Origin of the sequence: Kingella negevensis (assembly GCF_030177895.1) — a bacterium.
Taxonomy (GTDB): domain Bacteria; phylum Pseudomonadota; class Gammaproteobacteria; order Burkholderiales; family Neisseriaceae; genus Kingella_C; species Kingella_C negevensis.
Genome location: NZ_CP123448.1, coordinates 1,355,349 through 1,375,189 on the forward strand (window position 1 = coordinate 1,355,349; position 19,841 = coordinate 1,375,189).

Genomic DNA, 19,841 nt, shown 5'->3' on the forward strand with positions numbered 1-19,841 from the left:
AATCTGACATTTTTCATCAATGACACAAACATCTATTTTACACAATTTTCAGTTTTCAGGCTGCCGTATTTTGTCAGATTAAACGGGCTTTGCAGCCTGAAAACCTTAAAAATCGATTATTCTCGGTTTCGCGCTTGCCAAAAATAGCGCCACACATAAGCAGGAAATGCAAAAACCAAATATAAACTAATCGTGATTGCATAAAATTGCCACGTTTGCGCGTGAATGCTGCCTGAACGGTTCTCTAATATATAAGCGATGCCGCCAATCATCAGATAACCCAGTGCAAGTTCAGCTAAATGGTGCAAAGGTGTTTTGCGTTTGAGGGGTATCACGCCAAAACCGCGCGGGGTGAGAAACGGAAAATTGGCAATGATAAAAGTGAGCAGTAATAAGGTATACATTGGTGCAGTCATGATTTATCTTTAATATATGTATTTCGATTGGGGTATTTTAGCGGAAGTTGGCAAGATGCAAGGAAAATCTTTCAGGCTGCATATTTTTATTTGGAGCGTCGGTGGCTCGCCAACATAAACGCAGCCTGAAAACTTGTTTTTCCCCAAAACCACCCCATCTAAACGCAATCTATTTTCAACAACGAAAGACTACCATGCAAAACGACACTCTACTCAATCTCGCACATGAACCTGATTACCGCGCCATTCTCGTGGACGATATCAAACCCGCGCTACAAACCGTGATGACCGAAGCGCGTGAGCAAATCGCGCAAATCAAAGCGCAGCCTGAAACCACATGGCTCAACACCGTAGAACGCTTAACCGACATCACAGAACGTGTCGGCAGAATTTGGGGCGTGGTGGCACATTTAAACAGCGTGGTAGACACGCCCGAACTTCGCGCAGCATACAATGAAATGATGCCTGAAGTTACCGTATTTTTCAGCGAAATCGGGCAAGATATTGAACTTTACGCGCGTTTCAAAGCCATTAAAAATGCGCCTGAATACGCGCAATTAAGCCCAGCACAACAAACCAAATTGGCGCATGATTTGCGCGGTTTCATGTTGAGCGGTGCAGAATTGTCGCCTGAAAACCAAGCGATATTCGCGCAATTACAAACGGAATCGGCGCAATTATCGGCGCAGTTTTCGCAAAATGTGTTGGACGCAACGGACGCTTTCGCGCTGTATTTTGACGATGAAAGCAGCCTGCAAGGTTTGCCTGATGATGCATTGGCGATGTTTCAGGCTGCCGCGCAAGCTGAGGGCAAGTCGGGCTATAAAGTCGGTTTGCAGATGCCGCATTACATCGCCGTGATGCAATATGCGGATAATCGTGAGTTGCGCGAACAGCTTTACCGTGCGTATTGCACTCGCGCGAGTGAGCTGGGCAAGGCGGAATGGGATAACACGCCGATTATCAATCGCACGTTGGAAATTGCGCTGCAAGAAGCGAATTTGTTGGGCTATGAAAATTATGCAGAATTGTCGCTGGTAACGAAAATGGCGGAAACGCCTGCGCAAGTGTTGGATTTTTTACGCGATTTGGCGAAACGCGCTAAACCATTCGCGGAGAAAGATTTGGCGGAAGTTCGCGCGTTTGCGGCGGAAAAATTGAGGCTGCCTGAAATTCAGTCTTGGGATTTGAGTTATGCGAGCGAGAAATTGCGTGAGGCGAAATATGCGTTTTCGGAAACGGAAGTGAAAAAATATTTCCCTGTGAGCAAGGTGTTGGCTGGTTTGTTTGCGCAAATTGAGCGTTTGTATGATGTTCATTTGATTGAGAAGTCTGTGCCTGTTTGGCATGATGATGTGCGTTATTTTGAGCTGGAGAAAAATGGGGAAATCATCGGCGCGGTGTATATGGATTTGTATGCGCGTGAGGGCAAGCGTGGCGGTGCGTGGATGAATGATTATCGTGGTCGCCGCCGTTATCTTTCAGGCAGCCTGAAAGGTCAAATTCAAACGCCAACGGCTTATTTAGTCTGCAATTTCACGCCGCCTGTGAATGGCAAGGAAGCACGTTTGTCGCATGATGAAATCATTACGTTGTTCCATGAAACGGGGCATGGCTTGCATCATTTGCTGACGAAGATTGATGAATTGGGCGTGAGCGGTATCAATGGCGTGGAGTGGGACGCAGTAGAATTGCCGAGCCAGTTTATGGAAAATTTTGTGTGGGAATTTGATGTGCTGCGTGAGATGTCGGCGCATGAAGACAACGGCGAGACGCTGCCTGAAAGTTTGTTTAACAAAATGTTGGCGGCGAAGAATTTTCAGCGCGGTATGTTCTTGGTGCGCCAAATGGAATTTGCGCTGTTTGATATGTTGATTTACAGCGAGAGTGATTCAGGCAGCCTGAAAAATTGGGCGGACGTGTTGCAAGCGGTTCGCGCGGAAGTGGCTGTGGTGCAACCGCCTGAATATAATCGTTTTGCGAATGGTTTTGGGCATATTTTTGCTGGGGGCTATTCGGCTGGCTATTATAGTTATGCGTGGGCGGAGGTGTTGAGCGCGGACGCTTATGCGGCGTTTGAGGAAAGCGATGATGTTCGGGCAATGGGGACGCATTTTTGGAATGAAATCATTGGCATGGGCGGCAGTCGTAGCGCGATGGAGAATTTTAAGGCGTTCCGTGGGCGTGAACCGAGTATTGAGGCGTTGTTGCGTCATTCGGGGTTTGATGTGAATTGATTTTGGGTTGATTGATGTCTTTGTTTTAGATGTGTCTCGATATTAATAATTTCCGATATAAATAGAATTTTAAAATTCAACAATATAGCTAATTTTTAAAAATTATTTTGCAACAATGCTTGACGGTTTTTAGTTTGTTCTATATTATGTCGGTCTTTCGGGTCGTTAGCTCAGTCGGTAGAGCAGCGGACTTTTAATCCGTTGGTCGAGCGTTCGAATCGCTCACGACCCACCAAATTTAAAAAACCAAGTTTCTTTTGAAACTTGGTTTTTTTGCGTTTCAGGCTGCAAATATTGTGCAGCTAACCTAAAACCAGTATCCTTGTTCCCTTTTGTTACAAGGTTACACACAACATGAATGCGTTACACAAAATCAGCCACTTTGTCTGCAAAACGTTTGCACTTTGGGCAACTTTATTCGCGCTGGCTGGCTTGTTTTCTCCCGAAACATTTAAATGGGTGCTGAAAATCGTCCCCTATTTGCTGGGCGTAATTATGTTTGGTATGGGCTTAACGCTCACCCCGTCCGACTTCAAAATTATTGGCACACACCCCAAAGCCGTGTTGATTGGTGTGATTGTGCAGTTTGTGATTATGCCCACCACAGCATTTATCTTGGCGAAAGCGTTTAATTTGCCGCCAGAAATTGCCATAGGTGTGATACTAGTTGGCTGCTGCCCAGGAGGAACAGCCTCCAACGTGATTACTTATTTAGCCCGTGGCAACGTAGCATTATCCGTAGCAGTAACTTCCGTTTCCACATTGCTAGCGCCATTAGCAACGCCTGCTATTTTCTATTTGTTGGCGCACCAATGGTTAGAAATTTCCGCATCTGCCATGTTTGTGTCTATCGCGCAAATGGTTTTATTGCCGATTGTGTTAGGCGTATTGGCGCATACGTTCTTCAAAAAGCAAACCGAAGCGGCAGCAGAAGCCTTGCCATTGGTTTCCGTGGTGACGATTGTGTTGATTATTGCGGCGATTGTGGGTGCAAGTCGCGACAGAATTTTGGAAAACGGCTTGATGATTTTGGGCTTGGTGATTTTGCATAACGGCTTGGGTTATTTGCTAGGTTTCTGGGCATCGCGTTTCTTGAAACTGCCTTACGATGCGCAAAAAACGCTGGCGATTGAAGTGGGTATGCAAAACTCAGGTTTGGGCGCGGCATTGGCAGCGACACATTTTGCTGCTGCGCCTGTGGTGGCTGTGCCGAGTGCGTTGTTTAGCGTGTGGCACAATATTTCTGGCTCAATCTTGGCGGCTTATTGGGCGGCAAAAGCAGAAAAAAAAGAGCAAGCGAAACAAGCTGAGTGATATGAAACGCAGCCTGAAAATGTTTTCAGGCTGCGTTTTTATTAGTAATGTGGGTTGGATTCTTGAACCCAACATTTCCCAAATGTTCATAATTGCAGCCTGAAACTCTTTTTCAGGCTGCATTTACGTTTTTTAAAAATAACAGGCGTACAATTTCCTTTTTTTCGTTTCAGGCAGCCTGAAAGTCGGGCTGGCTGAATTTTTCACAAACTTGATACTAAGGAACAATCATGTGCGGTATCGTTGGCGCCATTCGCGCTCATCACAATGTAGTCGATTTTTTAACTGACGGCTTAAAACGCTTGGAATATCGTGGTTACGATTCTTCAGGCATCGCCGTTTTGTCTGAAACAGAAGACAAAATCAAACGCGTTCGCCGCGTGGGTCGCGTGTCTTTCATGGAAGATGCGGCAAAAGAAAAAGGTGTGTTTGGACACATCGGCATTGGACACACGCGCTGGGCAACGCACGGCGGCGTAACCGAACCAAACGCGCACCCTCACATTTCGGGTGGCAAAATCGCGGTGGTTCACAATGGCATTATTGAAAACTTTGAAGCAGAACGCGCTCGTTTGCAAGGTTTGGGTTACGAGTTTGAATCGCAAACGGACACAGAAGTGATTTCCCACAGCGTTCGCCATGAATACGACCAAAACGGCGGCGATTTGTTCGCGGCGGTTCAGGCTGCGTGTACGCGTTTCCAAGGGGCTTACGCGATTGCAGTTATGGCGCAAGACAATCATGAAAACATGGTGGTGGCACGTATGGGTTGCCCGTTGTTGGTGGCGTTTGGCGAAGATGAAACGTTTATTGCGTCTGATGTGTCGGCAGTTATCGCGTTTACACGCAAAATCACTTATTTGGAAGATGGCGATATCGCGTTGTTGAGTGCCAACGGTTTGGTGAAATTGTTGGACAAGTCAGGTCAGCCAGCAGAACGCAGCCTGAAAGTGTCTGAATTGTCTTTGTCTTCTTTGGAATTGGGCATTTACAGCCATTTCATGCAAAAAGAAATCCACGAGCAACCTCGCGCGGTGGCGGACACGGCAGAAGTGTTCTTGGACGGTGGTTTTGTGCCACAAAACTTCGGTGCAAATGCAGAGCAAGTGTTCCAAGACATCGACAGTATTAAAATTTTGGCTTGCGGTACGTCTTTCTACGCGGCTTCTACCAGCAAATATTGGTTGGAAAGCATTGCGAAAATCCCAACTGATGTGGAAATCGCCAGCGAATACCGTTATCGTGATGTGATTGCGAATCCGAAACAGTTAATCATCACAATCTCTCAATCGGGCGAAACTTTGGACACTATGGAAGCGTTGAAATACGCGCAATCTTTGGGGCATAAACACAGCTTGTCGATTTGTAATGTGATGGAATCGGCTTTGCCACGCGCCAGTGAGTTGGTGTTCTACACACGCGCGGGGGCGGAAATCGGTGTGGCTTCTACCAAAGCGTTTACCACTCAATTAGTGGCGTTGTTTGGTTTGGCGGTTACGTTGGGCAAAATGCGCGGTTTGGTTTCTGATGAACGTGCGGCGGAATTGCGTCAAGAATTGCGCGAGCTTTCAGGCAGCATTCAACACGCGTTGAACTTGGAACCACAAATTGCAAGCTGGTCGCAAAAATTTGCTAAGAAAGATAATGCGTTGTTCTTGGGTCGTGGTATTCACTACCCTATCGCGTTGGAAGGTTCTTTGAAACTGAAAGAAATCACGTATATTCATGCAGAAGCCTATCCTGCTGGCGAATTGAAACATGGTCCATTGGCTTTAGTTGATGAAAATATGCCTGTGGTGGTGATTGCGCCAAAAGATAATTTGTTGGACAAAGTGAAAGCAAATATGCAGGAAGTGTCTGCGCGTGGTGGCGAATTGTTTGTGTTCGCGGATTTGGACAGCGATTATGAAGGCAATGATACGAATATTCATGTGATTCGTACGCCGCGCCATGCGGGGGTGTTGTCGCCAATCGTGCATACGATTCCTGTGCAGTTGTTGGCGTATCACACGGCTTTAGCGCGTGGGACTGATGTGGATAAACCGCGTAACTTGGCGAAATCGGTTACAGTGGAATAAAGCACAATAAAACGCAGCCTGAAAGGTTTTCAGGCTGCGTTTCTTATGCTTCTAAATCAAATACTGCTACTGCTTCAATGTGCGCCGTATGCGGAAACAAATTCATCACACCCGCCTCCCGAAACCGATACCCTTTTTCCACCAACACCGCCGCATCACGCGCAAAAGTGGCAGGATTGCACGACACATACACAATCCGCTTCGGCAAAAACGGCGCATGCAACGCCTGCACCACCGCATAAGCCCCAGCGCGTGGTGGGTCGAGCAACATCTTGTCAAAATAACCCAATCGCTCAATCGTTTGCGGCGTGGTATCAAACAAATCCGCCGTGGAAAATTCAATATTCGCCAAACCATTGGCTTTCGCATTGTTCATCGCCCGTTTCGTCAAAAAGTCCGCGCCCTCAATCCCCACTACTTGCGCCCCACTTCGTGCAATCGGCAGCGTGAAATTGCCCAGCCCACAAAACAAATCCGCAATTCTTTCATGCGCTTGCGGCTGCAACAAACGCAACGCACGCGATACCATCACTTCATTCATCGGCAAATTGATTTGCGTGAAATCGCCCACGCGAAACGGCATACGCAAACCAAATTCAGGCAGCCTGTAACTCAATTCAGGCGCATTTTTCGGCGCAACGGCTTGCGCGGCACGTTTGCCAATTTGCTGCCAAATTTGCCAGTTCCCCATTTTCAGGCTGCCTGAAAACTGCGCCAACACATTTTCAGCCAGCGATTTGTCCGCAATAATATTCAGCACCGTGATTTCATCGCCCACCGAAATTTCCACGCTTTCCAAACGTACTTTTGGCGCGGCTTCATGGATTTGCTGCAAACCGTCCCGAATGGTTTTCAGGCTGCCTGAAACGTGTTCAGGCAAAACCGCGCATTGCGAAATCGGCACAATGCGTTTGCTGCGTTTCGCCTGATAACCAATGTTCACGCGCCCCTGTTTGTCCACAAAAATAGATAAGCGCGTGCGGCTGCGATAATGCCATTTCACGCCATAAATCGGCGGCAACAGGTTTTCAGGCTGCACTTTGCCAATGCGTTGCAGTTGCTCTTCAAAAATGCGCTGTTTCATGGCGACTTGTGCGCTAAATTCCAAATGCTGCAACGCGCAGCCGCCGCATTCGCCATAATGTGGGCAACTGGGTTCACGGCGATATTCGGACGCTTGCAGAATTTGCGTGGCTTCGGCTTCGGCAAAACTGCCTTTGTCTTTTGTGATTTGGATTTGGGCTGTTTCTAAAGGCAGGGCGTTGTGAATGAAAACGGTTTTGCCGTCCAATCGGGCAACGCCGCGTCCTTCGTAGTCTATGTTGATGATTTTGGCTGTGTTCATAATGATATTTTCAGGCTGCGTGGAAGGGTTGTTTTACTACAACAATTCTGTGTTTATTTTGGTAAAAATCGGCATTTTCGCATAATTTTGGTTATTTTACGGTATCATGCGCGTTTGACTTTTGAACACACATATCTCGTTCTATGAAAAAAACTTTATTTGGCGCATTGTCGCTCACTGTTTCGGCTGCGGTTTTCGCAGGTCAAACTACTCCTGTTCCCGATGTTGCCCCTGTTGCTAAGGGTCAGCAAGTCGTTATCAATATTCCGCAACAACGCTTATTTTTATACGAAGACGGTATTTTGCAAAAAGTGTACCCCGTTGCTGTGGGCAAAGCGATGACGCAAACCAATTTGGGTCAGCACAAAATCGGCGCGAAGGCGTTTAACCCAACTTGGCATATTCCGTTATCTATTCAAAAAGAATTGAACAATGGCGTGAAAACCATTCCGCCTGGTCCTAAAAATCCGTTGGGTCCCGTATTTGTGCGCTTGGGCGACCCGAAATTGGGCTTGGGTATTCACGGTACCAATGCGCCTGCAAGCGTTCCGGGGGTTCGCAGTCACGGCTGTGTCCGCATGAAATCGCCTGACGCGCTGGAATTTGCGAAACGCATCACCACAGGTTCGCCTGCCACAGTCAGCTATGAAATGGCAACGTTGAACGAAGATGGCGCAGGCAATTTGTGGCTGGCAGCGTTTAAAGACCCGTACAACAAAAAGAATTTGAAAGTGGATACGCTGAAGAAAAGTATCGCAGCATGGAGCAAAGACAATAACCGCACCATCAGCACGGCGCGTATCGACCAAATTATTAAAGCGCGTGCTGGCACGCCTGTTTGTTTGACTTGCAAAAAAGGCTCAAACAAAATTGTGGGCGATTTCACGTCTATCGCGTGGAATAGCGGCTCTTCTAAATTTACTACGCCTGTTGGCGGGGCTTCTGTTCGTCCAAGCAAAAATGATGTATTGCCTGAAGGCAGCGAAGTGGAAACTAATCCGCTTGATGACAACACTTCTGCGGCTGAATTGACGAAAAACGCCAACAGCAAAAAAACGGAAAACAAAAGCAAAGAAACTCTATTAACACCTTTGGAAGCCAGTAGCCCTGCTAAAGCGAAAGCCGCAGAGAAAGCCGCCAGACTCCCAAATCAGGAAACAGCACCAGTAGCAAAAACCAACCCAACATCTAACAAGTCGCAGGGAAAAACCCTCAAGCCAACCAGCGTGGACGAGGGCTTTAAAGGCGGAGGTGTTTTTGATGAATACGAAAACATCAAGCCGTTACTGAATGCTGAACCTAAAATTGAGTTGAAAACAGATAACTGATTTCACTCTTCACGCAGCCTGAAAATGATTTTCAGGCTGCTTTTTTATTGTGGATAATCTTGGTATAAAACAGACTTATCCACACGCCCTCCCCATTTTCCGCTATAATCTCGTTCCCCTGTGTACAAAATTTCTGAAGTACACAATTAACCCATTGTATTAAAACATCTTCGCATAGAGATAATCATGACCCTAGCCGAATTTTGGGCGCAAGCACAGCGCCGTTTATCCGATGAATTGAGCGAACAGCAATTCAATCTCGCCATCGCCCCGATTACTGTGGGCGAAGAGAATGGCGCGTGGGTAATTTATGCGAAAAATCAATTTGCAATCAACCTATTGCGTTCACAATACGCCAACAAAATTGCCGCGTTGCATGCCGAACTTGCACCACAATCGCCCGAAATTGCCTATAAAGTAGGCACAGGTGAGCGCATTGAAATGGCACAAACCAGCATTTCAGGCAGCCTGAAAACTGAACAATCCACAGAAACCCAATCTATTCAAGATAATAAAACTGTGGAAGAAATGCCAGCAACCGTGTCGCGCAGCAAAAAAACATCCGCGCAAGACATCTTGGCACAACGCATGAACAATCTTCGTCCTGCCAAAAAAGCAGACGAAGAAGCCCCAGCGCAAACCGCCAAATCACGCAGCGCGATTGAAGAAGAACGCGAGCGCGAAGAAGCCGAGCAGCGCCACACGCAAACCAACCTTTCTGCCGACTACACATTTGAAACATTGGTAGAAGGTAAAGGCAACCAAATGGCAGCCGCCGTTGCCAAAAGCATTGCCGAAAAACCAGGTGACAGCATGTATAACCCGTTTTTCGTGTACGGCAGCACAGGCTTGGGTAAAACCCACTTGGTGCAAGCCATCGGCAACGAATTATTGCGCCTAAATCCCAAAGCCCGCGTGCGTTACATGCACTCAGACGAATACCTCAAAACCTTCATGGCAACCGTCCGCAACAAAACTTGGGACACGTTCAAACAACAATATTTGCATTACAACCTATTGATTATTGACGATATTCAATTCATTCAAGGCAAAGACCGCACCATGGAAGAATTTTTCTTCCTGTTTGAACACTTCCATTCGCGCAACCAGCAAATTATTTTGACGTGCGACCAGTTGCCCAGCAGCCTAGAAAACATGGAAAAACGCCTGATTTCGCGCTTTTCATGGGGCATGACCATTCGCCTAGAACCGCCAGAATTAGAAATGCGCGTGGACATTTTGGAACGCAAAGCGCACACCGCAGGCATTCGCTTGGAAGAAGACGCTGCCTTGTTCATCGCGCAAAACGTGAAACAAAACGTGCGCGAATTAGAAGGCGCATTAAACCGCGTGTTGGCGCGTTGCCGCTTTGAAAAACGCAGCACGATTGACATCGATTTAGCCACAGACGCGCTGCAAGACATCGTTGCCAGCAACTACAAACCGATTACCGTAGAGCTGATTATGAAAGCCGTTGCCGACCATTATCACATCACCATTCGTGATATTTTGGGCAAAAAACGCAGCCGAAATCTCGCCCGTCCGCGCCAAATTGCCATGGCAATTACCAAAGAGCTGACCAATTTAAGTTTGCCAGCCATCGGCGACGCATTCGGCGGACGCGACCACACCACGGTTATGCACGCCGTGAAAACGATTGCCAAATTGCGCTTGGAAGACCAAGAGTTGAAACAGGATTATGATAAGTTGTTGATTGTGATACAGCATTGAGTTTCTCAGGCAGCCTGAAAATGAAGAACATATTGACAACCTTATTATCCACATTGATTTGGTGCGGCATAACCTATGTGCTAAATGAATTGAACTTTATTCTTGCACTTGCTTTTATTATCTTTTCACTTTTCGCTTATGCGATTAAGTGTTGGCGAAAACGGATTGGTTTCGTCCAAGCAATATTGCCCTTGTCTTTGCCGATTGCGTTTTGTTTATTGGGTTACGGTTGGATTACGCTACAAAATAGCCAACGCCAACAATACGTTGAGCAAAACATGATAAAACCCGTGCAACAATTTTATGCACAACATCAGCGTTATCCGCACAAAGATGAAATGCCCAAACCCAATCAAAGCGAAGATAGTTTCAGCGTTTATGCTTACAATCGTAACAATGAAAGTGCCACAATAGAAACTGCGCAATATCGTGATGCAAAAAGAATAGATTGTTTTTATGAATATTCATTTCAGCAAAAACATTGGCAAACTTATTGTTGGTAGTTTTCAGGCAGCCTGAAAAATAACTGCTTCATTATAGTGAATTAAAATAAAAATGAAACAAGGCGACAACGTCCGCTGTGTGCGTGTGGCACATAAAGAAAATGTATTTACTTTATGTAGATGAATCAGGCTCAACCACCGACCCCAATCAGCAGTATTTCATATTGTCCGGGATTGCCGTTCATGAAAAACAAACCTATTGGATTGAAAACGCAATGAATGACATTGCCGCCCGTTTTTCTACCGAAACCCCTATAAACTTGAATTGCACGGTTCGCCCATGCGTTCAGGCAAAAGCAAATCGTGCGGCATAGATTTTGAAGCGCATATGAACGCCATGAAAGACTGTTTAAATATCATCAAAGAAAAGAAAATCCGTGATTGAGCGCGGTTATTCAAGCGGTCAAGACGCCGTTACCGAATGCTTTGAACAGATTGCTTCGCGATTTGATATGTATTTGTCGCGATTACATAAAAAAAATAGTCAAACACATCGTGGCATTGCCATTTTTGACAAATCGTCCACAGGAAAAAGCCATTCAATTATTGGCACGAGAATTGGTGGTGTCCTGAAAAGTGTGCTGTAAAACTAAACAATGCCAAAATGAATATCAAAGAAAGCCAAATCAAAAACTTTCTTGTGATAAAACATACTTTTAGAAAAGCAACACGTTTTTCTAAACGCTCGCCTTACTTTGTGCCGTAAACGACAGTTATTACCCTCAATGCCAACTGTGTGTTGCTTACCAACTAGATGCCATTCTTCATTTGAAAAGACATTTAAAAATGCAGCCCAGTCGTCGGTCGCAATTCTGTCATAGGTTACACGCAACTCTTTCAAACGCCGTTTGAGTGCTCGCGCTGTTGCTAAATCGCGCTTACCCCAAACGTAAGCGACAATTTCGTCACTTTCTCTGTGATAGGCATAGACTAGCCATACTTTATTAGACTTGTTACCGACAAATGTCCAAAACTCGTCTATTTCAAGTGTAGAGTAATGTTTTTGTTTAGGAAATGGCTCAAACTCATGGCGTTTTAAGGCAGCCTGAACTTTGTCTTTGCTGTAACCCGTAATTGCTGCAATATCGCGAATGCCACAACCTCTAACGGTCATTCTCCAAACCTGTTCATCAGCTTTGGAATGACAACCCTTATAGGTAAGGTTATGGTCGCCAATAAAATTACGGCAGCAATCTTTACAAAAATACTTTTGTTTACGATTGCCAGAGTAGCCATTTTTCTTTATATTTTGTCCTTGGCAGCGAGGACAAATTAGAGTTATTTCTGTTTTCACACACTCAAATATACTCTGTTTTCGCTGCTTTTTTATTGCTTATTTTTTACAGCACACTTTTCAGGACACCACCCGAGAATTTAAAAACGATGGGCATTCATACGGCAAACTACGCAATTTCGCAGAAGTACCCTTATTTTTAGACTCGCAATCATCGCGGTTAATTCAGTTGGCAGATTTGGTTTCCCACGCCATTTATCGCCAGTTCGCGCACGATGATGCAGTGTTATACGACATCATCAAAGACTGTTTTGATGCCCACAATGGCTACACACATGGCTTGTTTGTTCGCCATAAAATTTCAGATAATTCAAACGATAAGGAAACCCCATGTTAATCCTACAAACCCCACGCGACAGCCTATTAAAACCGCTACAAGCCGCCACAGGCATTGTGGAACGCAAACACACCCTGCCCATTTTGTCCAACGTCTTGCTGGAAAGCAAAAACGGTAAAATCCACATTTTGGCGACCGACCTAGAAATCCAAATCCACACCCAAGGCGCGGATAACGACAAAGGCGATTTCCGAATCACCACCAACGCTAAAAAACTACAAGACATCTTGCGCGCGCTGCCTGAAAGCGCAGACGTGCAATTAGATTGGGCAGACCACAAACTCACGCTCAAAGCAGGCAAATCACGCTTCAACTTGCAAACCCTGCCCGCCGAAGACTTCCCAACCATGAGCGTAGGCGAAAAAACACAAGCTGCGTTTTCATTAACGCAAGAAGCATTCAAAAACATGATTTCGCAAGTGCAGTACAGCATGGCGGTGCAAGACATTCGCTATTATCTCAACGGCTTGCTGATGCAAGTGGAAGGCAACCAGTTGCGCCTAGTCGCCACAGACGGACACCGTCTAGCGTTTTCCGCCACCGAAATCAACGCAGATTTACCCAAAACCGAAGTGATTTTGCCACGCAAAACTGTGTTGGAATTGAACAAATTACTCAACCAATCCAAAGAAAACATTTCCGTGGAATTGCTCGACAACCAAGTGCGTTTTCAATGCAACGACACCGTGATTGTCAGCAAAGTGATTGACGGCAAATTCCCCGATTACAACCGCGTTATCCCAATGGACAACGACAAAATTTTCATGATTAGCCGCACCGCATTGTTAAGCGCATTGGAACGCTCTGCCATTTTGGCAAACGAAAAATTCCGCGGCGTGCGTTTGCAATTATCCGCAGGCAGCCTGAAAGTGTCTTGCAGCAACAACGAGCAAGAAGAAGCCACAGAAGAATTGGAAATCGCGTATCAAGGCGAAGAATTGGAAGTGGGCTTTAACATTCAGTTCCTGATGGACGTGTTACGCAGCATGAATTGCGAAGACATGCAGTTAGCATTTGGCGACGCGAGCCGCTCTACGTTGTTCACGATTCCGAATGAAGCAAACTTTAAATATATTGTGATGCCAATGCGGATTTAATGAATTGCCGTAGGTTGGGCATTCATGCCCAACAAAATCACGCAAGTTAAACGAGTGTCGGGCATAAATGCACCAACTTACCCCATACTTTTAAATTTTGCAGCAAGGTTAATGCTGTTTCAGGCTGCTTGATGTTTTTCAGGCAGCCTGAAAATTTTAATATCGCAGCCTAAAAACAGGTTCACAGAAAGAAACAAATGATTAGCAGACTAACAGGCGTGTTGATAGAAAAACAGCCACCACAAATTGTAATTGACGTGCAAGGAGTAGGCTACGAAGTGGACGTGTCCATGCAAACCTTTTACGCCCTGCCAGCAGTGGGCGAAAAAGTGCAACTGTTCACCCAGCTCATTGTGCGTGAAGACGCGCATTTACTGTTCGGTTTTGCCGACAAAACCGAGCGCACCACGTTCCGCCAACTGGTTAAAGTGAGTGGCATTGGCGCAAAAACCGCACTGGGTATTTTGTCCGCGATGACGGCAGACGAATTGGCGCAAGCGATTGCCCAAGAAGACGTGAAACGTTTGTCGTCCGCGCCAGGGATTGGCAAGAAAACGGCGGAACGTATGATGTTGGAATTGCGCGGTAAATTGGTGCATTCAGACGGCGCGGATTTGAGTTTGTTTGCGGCGGCTGCGCCTGCTGATGAAAGCGAAGATATTGTCAGTACATTGTTGGCGTTGGGTTACAGCGAACGTGAAGCGCGTGTAGCGATTAAAGGCATTCCTGCGGGTACAGATGTGAGCGAGGGCGTACGCTTGGCGTTAAAGAATTTGCTGAAATAGGTTTTCAGGCTGCAAATTATATTGTGATGGAACGTCTGTGGCCTGTCGACACATTTTGGTGTAAAAATAATGCCAGTTTCTCAAGACTTGACGATGTATGTCGGCGAGCCGCCAACGCTCCAGAATTGCAGCCTGAAAAACCCATTTACCCATTTTTCAGGCTGCATTTGCCCCCCATTCACAAAAACAGAAAGCAAACCCATGACCCCCACTTGGCAAAACGGACGTTGGCAATCCGCCACGCAACTGGTTTCCCCAAACTGCTGCCCACGCCCAGAAAACGAAACCATCAGCCTGATTGTGCTGCACAACATTTCCCTGCCGCCCTTTGAATACGGCACAGGCGCAGTGCAAAAACTGTTTACCAATCAAATTGATGAAACCGAACACCCATTCTTCTCGCAACTGAAAAACTTACACGTTTCCAGCCATTTTTTTGTTACACGACTGGGCGAAGTGGTGCAATTTGTGTCGTGCGATGAAATGGCATATCACGCAGGCGTTTCACAATGGCAAGGGCGCGAAAAATGCAACACGTTTTCTATTGGCATTGAAATGGAAGGTTGCGATTTTGAGCCGTTTACCGAAGCGCAATATCACGCGCTGTTGCCGTTATTAGAAGCGATTTGCGCACAATACCCCATCAACAGCATTGCAGGACACGAACACATCGCACCCAGCCGCAAAACCGACCCAGGGCATTTTTTTGATTGGGAACGGGTTTTCAAAAACACTAGCTTCGAGCAGTTTTCAAAGCCATAGCAACAAAAAAGCGTGAATTTCCAAAACTTTCAGGCTGCCTGAAAATACATAAATCCGCTATAATGGCGCAAAATTACACCTTCCTTTGTCGGAATACATTGCCATGAACATCTTTTTAATTATCATCATTTTATTGCTTGCCGTAATCGCAGCCGTGATTGCCTACAACCTGTATCAAGAAAACCAATATCGCACCAAAATCCGCTCACAATTTGGGCATTCAGACCAAGACGCTTTACTCACCAGCAGCACACAATCCGTGCGCGACGGCAAAAGTTTCACATCATTATTGCGCCGTTCCAAGGTAGAAAAGCAGCCTGAAACACAAGCGGACGCGTTTGAAGAGATTACAAAAGTAGCAGATAACGAGCCAGCGCAAGATTTGGCTATCACGCCATTGAAATTCATCGCTGATGATATGGACAACATCGCTGAAGTGCCTGAAATCACGCAGCCTAAAACCTTAACAGAAGAAGAAACACGCGCAACCATTGCCGATATTAAATCCGCCGTTGCAGCCGCTTTAGAGCAATCTGAAGAGCCTGAAGAAAAACCTGAAACCATTGAAGATTCCATTATTGAGCCAGTTAAACCTGCGATTGTTGCCCCTGTTTTAGCGGCTGAACCTGAAGAAGATGAACGCCCATTGTTGGTGGAATTAACGGATTTGGAACGCAGCGAATTGTTGTGGTTCGACAAACGTTTTGATTTTATGGGCTATGTGGCATTGCGCGAGCCAAAAGAATTGCACGCCATTCCGCGTTTATCAGGTCGTCATCGCTTCCAGATTATTGGTTGCACGATGGACGGACGTTTTCAGGCTGCCGAACCTATCCCAGGTGTGGCGTATCAAGCATTTGTGGTAGGTTTGCAAGCGATTAGTCGCAGCGGTTTGGCTTCTGAAGTGGAATTGGAGTATTTTGCGCGTCAAGTGCAGTTGTTCGCCAACAAAATGGACGGTAAAGCCAGCACGGCAGATATTGAACCATTCTTAAGAACAGCGCGCCCATTAGATGAATTGTGCGCACGTGTAGACCAAACGATTGCCATTCACTTGGTTTCTCGTGCCAGCGTTTTGGGAACGGAATTGCGTTCTGCAGTAGAAAAAGCAGGTTTTGAATTGATGGCAGACGGTACGTTTGCACTTTCAGGCAGCAATGGCGATATTAAATACACGATTGCCGCATTAGACGGCAGCGCGTTCACAGAAGCGTTGTTGGCAAGCCAGCCTTATAAAGGCTTCAGCATGTTGTTTGATATTACGCGCGTGCCTGAAGCCGAAGATGATTTCAATGAATTTATGACGTTGGCGGTTCGCTTATCGGGCGAATTGGGCTTGGATTTGGTGGACGACCAAGTTCGTCAATTGTCGGCAGATTGGTTGAAAGAAGTGCGCTCTTATGTGGGTGCGCGTCAAAATGAAATGTTGAAAGTGGGAATTGAACCTGGGGGGGGCTTGTCTAAACGCCTCTTCGCATAATCCTCAAAAAGCAGCCTGAAAATAGTTTTCAGGCTGCTTTTTTTGTATCAATTTCAGACAATTACAAATTTACTTACAAAAATTTAAAAAACTTGATATACATCAATAATGCTAAATAACTACAGGCGTATTATTGCCATGTGGTTAAATAAAACCGCATAGATTCACAACAATACAATTAAGTTTGCTTTAATATTTCATATTTGTTTTACTTTTGAGCTGTTTACGCTACATTCAGTAAGAAACATTTATAGATTGTGGCGTAACATCTGATAAGGAGCATGTTATGTCTGACGCAAAATTGAGGCTGGGTTCACTCACAGCTCTGGTTATTGGTTCTATGATTGGTGGTGGCATCTTCTCACTACCTCAAAATATGGCGGCTGGCGCAGAAGCTGGCGCAATCTTAATAGGCTGGGTGATTACCGCAATCGGTATGCTTTGCTTAGCCTTTGTCTTCCAAACTCTCGCAAACAGGAAACCGAATTTAGACGCTGGCGTTTATGCCTATGCCAAAGCAGGTTTCGGCAATTATCTTGGTTTTTCTTCCGCTTGGGGCTACTGGATTAGTGCATGGATTGGTAACGTAGGTTACTTGGTCTTGCTGTTTGGTACTCTGGGTTACTTCTTCCCTATCTTTGGCGAAGGGAACACATTTCCCGCTATTATCGCCGCCTCTGCTCTACTTTGGGCAACACACGCATTAGTGTTGCGTGGCATTAAAGAAGCCACTTTTGTGAATACCATTATCACAATCGCCAAAGTCGTTCCCCTGATTACTTTTATCGCCATTGCCGTTATCGGCTTCAAAATGGATATTTTCACAACCGACTTTTGGGGGGCTAAAAACCCTGATTTAGGCAGCGTGATTGACCAAGTCAAAAGCATGATGTTGGTAACAGTGTGGGTATTCATCGGTATTGAAGGTGCGAGCTTGTATTCTGCACGGGCTGAAAAACGCAGCGATGTGGGCAAAGCGACTATCTTAGGTTTTGCAGGTGTGTTGGCTTTATTGGTACTGGTAAACGTGTTGTCTGCTGGGATTATGACGCAGCCTGAATTAGCTGCTCTGAGAAACCCTTCTACTGCTTATGTGTTAGAAAAAGTGGTTGGTTCTTGGGGTGCAGCGTTTATCTCAATCGGTTTAGTGGTTTCCCTGTTAGGCGCGTTCCTCTCTTGGGTGCTGTTCTGTAGTGAAACTTTATACGCAGCCTCTAAAGACGGCACGATGCCAGCGTTCTTCCACAAAGAAAACAAAAATGGTGTGCCAGCTAACGCACTGTGGATTACCAACGGTTGCATTCAGTTATTCTTGATTATCACCCTCTTCTCAGCAGGGACTTATCTGAAACTGATTTTGCTGGCGACTTCCATGATTTTAATTCCGTATCTGTTCTCAGCAGGTTATGCCGCTTTACTCACCGTTCGCAAAGAAACTTATGAAAACGGCGACAAAGATTTAACCAAAGACAGCATCGTTGCTTGGGTTGGTACGATTTACGGGATTTGGCTGATTTACGCAGCAGGTTTGGAATACTTCCTGTTGTCCACTCTTCTCTATGCCCCAGGTACATTCATCTACGTCTGGGCGCGTAAAGAAAACAAAGAAGTAGCATTTACTACAGCTGAAAAAGTGATTGTTGCGCTGGTGTTTATCGGTGCTATCGCAGCGATTATTGGACTGGCTCAAGGTAAATTGAGTTTATAAAGAAAGTTTGAAGTTTAAGTATGTTTTCCAAATACAGGTATTTATAAAACGCTTTCACGTTGTGAGGTATTTTCAGGCAGCCTGAAAGCAATCACTCAAGGAGTTTTATCATGTCTCAATTAGGTGTTCATTCAGAAGCAGGCAAATTACGCACAGTAATGGTTTGTGAACCTGGTTTGGCGCACGAGCGTCTGACCCCTGATAACTGTGATGGTTTGCTGTTTGATGATGTTTTATGGGTAGAACGCGCACAAGAAGACCACCGCGATTTTGCCAAAAAAATGCGCGAGCGCGGCATTGAAGTGTTAGAAATGCACCAAATGCTAGCTGAAACCGTACAAAACAAAGAAGCCCTCAAATGGATTCTCGACCGCAAATTCAGCCCAACCATGATTGCCCAACCCATTATTGGCGAACTACGCTCATGGTTTGAGGGCTTAAGCGCACAAGAGCAAGCACGCTACTTAATCGGCGGTGTCAGCACCTTAGACTTAACTCCAGAAAACTTCTCACAAGACGTGATTGACTTAGCAAGGGCAGCAGAAGGCGATTTAGGTTTCGTCTTCCCACCATTGCCAAACACCCAATTCACACGTGACAACTCAAGCTGGATTTACGGTGGCGTAACACTCAACCCAATGTACTGGCCAGCCCGTCGCCAAGAAACCTTGCTGACCGCAGCTATTTACAAATTTCACCAACGCTTTGCAGGACAAGTCAAAGTATGGTTTGGCGACCCAGATGCCAACTTCGGCAATGAATTCTTGGAAGGCGGCGACGTGTTCCCAATCGGCAAAGGCATTGTATTGGTCGGTATGGGTGAACGCAGCTCACTGCACGCCATCACCCAATTAGCGCAAAACTTGTTTAAAGAAAAAGCCGCAGAACGCGTCATCGTAGCCGCTATGCCAAAAACACGTTCAGCCATGCACTTAGACACCATCTTCACTTTCTGCGACCGCGATTTGGTAAACATCTTCCCAAAAATGGTAGACCAAATTATCCCATTCACTTTGCGTCCAGACGAAAGCAAACCAAACGGCTTAGACATTCGCAAAGAAAGCAAACATTTTGTGGACGTGGTTGCTGAAGCCCTCGGTGTTGGCAAATTGCGCACCGTAGAAACAGGGGGCAACAGCTACTCAGCCGACCGCGAACAATGGGACGATGCAAACAACGTATTCGCATTAGAACCAGGTGTAGTCATCGGTTACGACCGCAATAAATTAACCAACCAAAAACTGCGCGATGCAGGCGTAGAAGTCGTGTCCATCAGCTCATCTGAATTAGGACGCGGTCGCGGCGGCGGTCGTTGCATGACTTGCCCAATCGTTCGCGACCCGATTGATTATTAATGATTAGCCGTAGGTTGGATTCTTGAATCCAACATTCCACAGAAACAGGTATCCAACCTACATTTTTCCAT

Annotated in this window: 18 protein-coding genes, 1 tRNA gene and 1 pseudogene; 17 read left to right on the forward strand and 3 right to left on the reverse strand. The window is 46.0% G+C overall.

The window, feature by feature from the left end; all coding sequences use genetic code 11:
- Nucleotides 1-116 precede the first annotated feature (116 nt).
- A complete protein-coding gene (locus QEO93_RS07480) occupies nt 117-416 on the reverse strand; it encodes a DUF2818 family protein (RefSeq protein WP_085815696.1) in 300 nt (99 codons plus the stop codon).
- 194 nt (nt 417-610) lie between these two features.
- On the opposite strand from QEO93_RS07480, the gene QEO93_RS07485 reads away from it, so the two are divergent.
- From QEO93_RS07485 to glmS, 4 genes are all read left to right on the forward strand, one after another.
- Nucleotides 611-2,653 (forward strand): M3 family metallopeptidase, encoded by a 2,043-nt coding sequence (locus QEO93_RS07485; RefSeq protein WP_085815697.1) that lies wholly within the window; start codon nt 611-613, stop codon nt 2,651-2,653.
- A 159-nt stretch (nt 2,654-2,812) separates the two neighbouring features.
- Nucleotides 2,813-2,888 (forward strand) — tRNA-Lys (locus tag QEO93_RS07490).
- A gap of 119 nt (nt 2,889-3,007) precedes the next feature.
- Nucleotides 3,008-3,967 carry a bile acid:sodium symporter family protein gene (locus QEO93_RS07495; protein ID WP_032136535.1) on the forward strand — a complete coding sequence of 320 codons (960 nt, stop codon included), beginning with the start codon at nt 3,008-3,010 and terminating at the stop codon, nt 3,965-3,967.
- 230 nt (nt 3,968-4,197) lie between these two features.
- On the forward strand, nt 4,198-6,045 hold the full coding sequence (glmS, locus tag QEO93_RS07500) for a glutamine--fructose-6-phosphate transaminase (isomerizing) (RefSeq protein WP_032136534.1): 1,848 nt from the start codon (nt 4,198-4,200) through the stop codon (nt 6,043-6,045).
- Between the two features lie 43 nt (nt 6,046-6,088).
- Here glmS and rlmD read toward each other — a convergent pair whose 3' ends face one another.
- Nucleotides 6,089-7,390: a 23S rRNA (uracil(1939)-C(5))-methyltransferase RlmD gene (gene rlmD, locus QEO93_RS07505; protein ID WP_085815698.1), complete on the reverse strand. Its 1,302-nt coding sequence runs from the start codon at nt 7,388-7,390 to the stop codon at nt 6,089-6,091.
- 143 nt (nt 7,391-7,533) lie between these two features.
- Here rlmD and QEO93_RS07510 point away from each other — a divergent pair, with 143 nt between their 5' ends.
- The 5 genes from QEO93_RS07510 to QEO93_RS07530 all read left to right on the forward strand — a co-directional run bounded on the left by QEO93_RS07510 (nt 7,534) and on the right by QEO93_RS07530 (nt 11,539).
- Nucleotides 7,534-8,718: a L,D-transpeptidase gene (locus tag QEO93_RS07510; RefSeq protein WP_081906827.1), complete on the forward strand. Its 1,185-nt coding sequence runs from the start codon at nt 7,534-7,536 to the stop codon at nt 8,716-8,718.
- A gap of 186 nt (nt 8,719-8,904) precedes the next feature.
- A complete protein-coding gene (dnaA, locus tag QEO93_RS07515) occupies nt 8,905-10,449 on the forward strand; it encodes a chromosomal replication initiator protein DnaA (protein WP_085815699.1) in 1,545 nt (514 codons plus the stop codon).
- 20 nt (nt 10,450-10,469) lie between these two features.
- Nucleotides 10,470-10,952, forward strand: coding sequence for a hypothetical protein (locus QEO93_RS07520; RefSeq protein WP_032136531.1), 483 nt, complete (start codon nt 10,470-10,472; stop codon nt 10,950-10,952).
- Between the two features lie 101 nt (nt 10,953-11,053).
- Nucleotides 11,054-11,266 carry a DUF3800 domain-containing protein gene (locus QEO93_RS07525; protein ID WP_032136530.1) on the forward strand — a complete coding sequence of 71 codons (213 nt, stop codon included), beginning with the start codon at nt 11,054-11,056 and terminating at the stop codon, nt 11,264-11,266.
- 63 nt (nt 11,267-11,329) lie between these two features.
- Nucleotides 11,330-11,539 (forward strand): hypothetical protein, encoded by a 210-nt coding sequence (locus QEO93_RS07530; RefSeq protein WP_052368634.1) that lies wholly within the window; start codon nt 11,330-11,332, stop codon nt 11,537-11,539.
- A 2-nt stretch (nt 11,540-11,541) separates the two neighbouring features.
- Here the strand turns inward: QEO93_RS07530 and QEO93_RS07535 are convergent, their stop codons facing one another.
- Nucleotides 11,542-12,246, reverse strand: a complete 705-nt coding sequence (locus tag QEO93_RS07535; RefSeq protein ID WP_284627560.1) for an IS1 family transposase — start codon at nt 12,244-12,246, stop codon at nt 11,542-11,544.
- Between the two features lie 34 nt (nt 12,247-12,280).
- Between QEO93_RS07535 and QEO93_RS11700 the strand changes: the two are divergent.
- From QEO93_RS11700 to arcA, 8 genes and pseudogenes are all read left to right on the forward strand, one after another.
- A pseudogene (locus QEO93_RS11700) lies at nt 12,281-12,397 on the forward strand (hypothetical protein); the annotation flags it as partial.
- A gap of 18 nt (nt 12,398-12,415) precedes the next feature.
- Nucleotides 12,416-12,583 (forward strand): hypothetical protein, encoded by a 168-nt coding sequence (locus QEO93_RS07540; protein ID WP_245190612.1) that lies wholly within the window; start codon nt 12,416-12,418, stop codon nt 12,581-12,583.
- Entirely contained in the window at nt 12,577-13,680 is a 1,104-nt protein-coding gene (gene dnaN, locus QEO93_RS07545; RefSeq protein ID WP_032136465.1) for a DNA polymerase III subunit beta, read from the forward strand. The genes QEO93_RS07540 and dnaN overlap by 7 nt, the downstream gene beginning before the upstream one ends.
- A gap of 197 nt (nt 13,681-13,877) precedes the next feature.
- The gene (gene ruvA / locus QEO93_RS07550) at nt 13,878-14,465 is read left to right on the forward strand and encodes a Holliday junction branch migration protein RuvA (RefSeq protein WP_032136464.1); all 588 of its coding nucleotides are present in this window, start codon (nt 13,878-13,880) and stop codon (nt 14,463-14,465) included.
- 201 nt (nt 14,466-14,666) lie between these two features.
- On the forward strand, nt 14,667-15,227 hold the full coding sequence (gene ampD, locus QEO93_RS07555) for a 1,6-anhydro-N-acetylmuramyl-L-alanine amidase AmpD (protein WP_032136469.1): 561 nt from the start codon (nt 14,667-14,669) through the stop codon (nt 15,225-15,227).
- A gap of 103 nt (nt 15,228-15,330) precedes the next feature.
- Nucleotides 15,331-16,707, forward strand: a complete 1,377-nt coding sequence (locus QEO93_RS07560; protein WP_032136463.1) for a cell division protein ZipA C-terminal FtsZ-binding domain-containing protein — start codon at nt 15,331-15,333, stop codon at nt 16,705-16,707.
- Between the two features lie 286 nt (nt 16,708-16,993).
- Nucleotides 16,994-18,415 (forward strand): arginine-ornithine antiporter, encoded by a 1,422-nt coding sequence (arcD, locus tag QEO93_RS07565; RefSeq protein ID WP_032136462.1) that lies wholly within the window; start codon nt 16,994-16,996, stop codon nt 18,413-18,415.
- Between the two features lie 110 nt (nt 18,416-18,525).
- On the forward strand, nt 18,526-19,770 hold the full coding sequence (gene arcA / locus QEO93_RS07570) for an arginine deiminase (protein ID WP_032136461.1): 1,245 nt from the start codon (nt 18,526-18,528) through the stop codon (nt 19,768-19,770).
- The last annotated feature ends 71 nt before the right edge of the window (nt 19,771-19,841 follow it).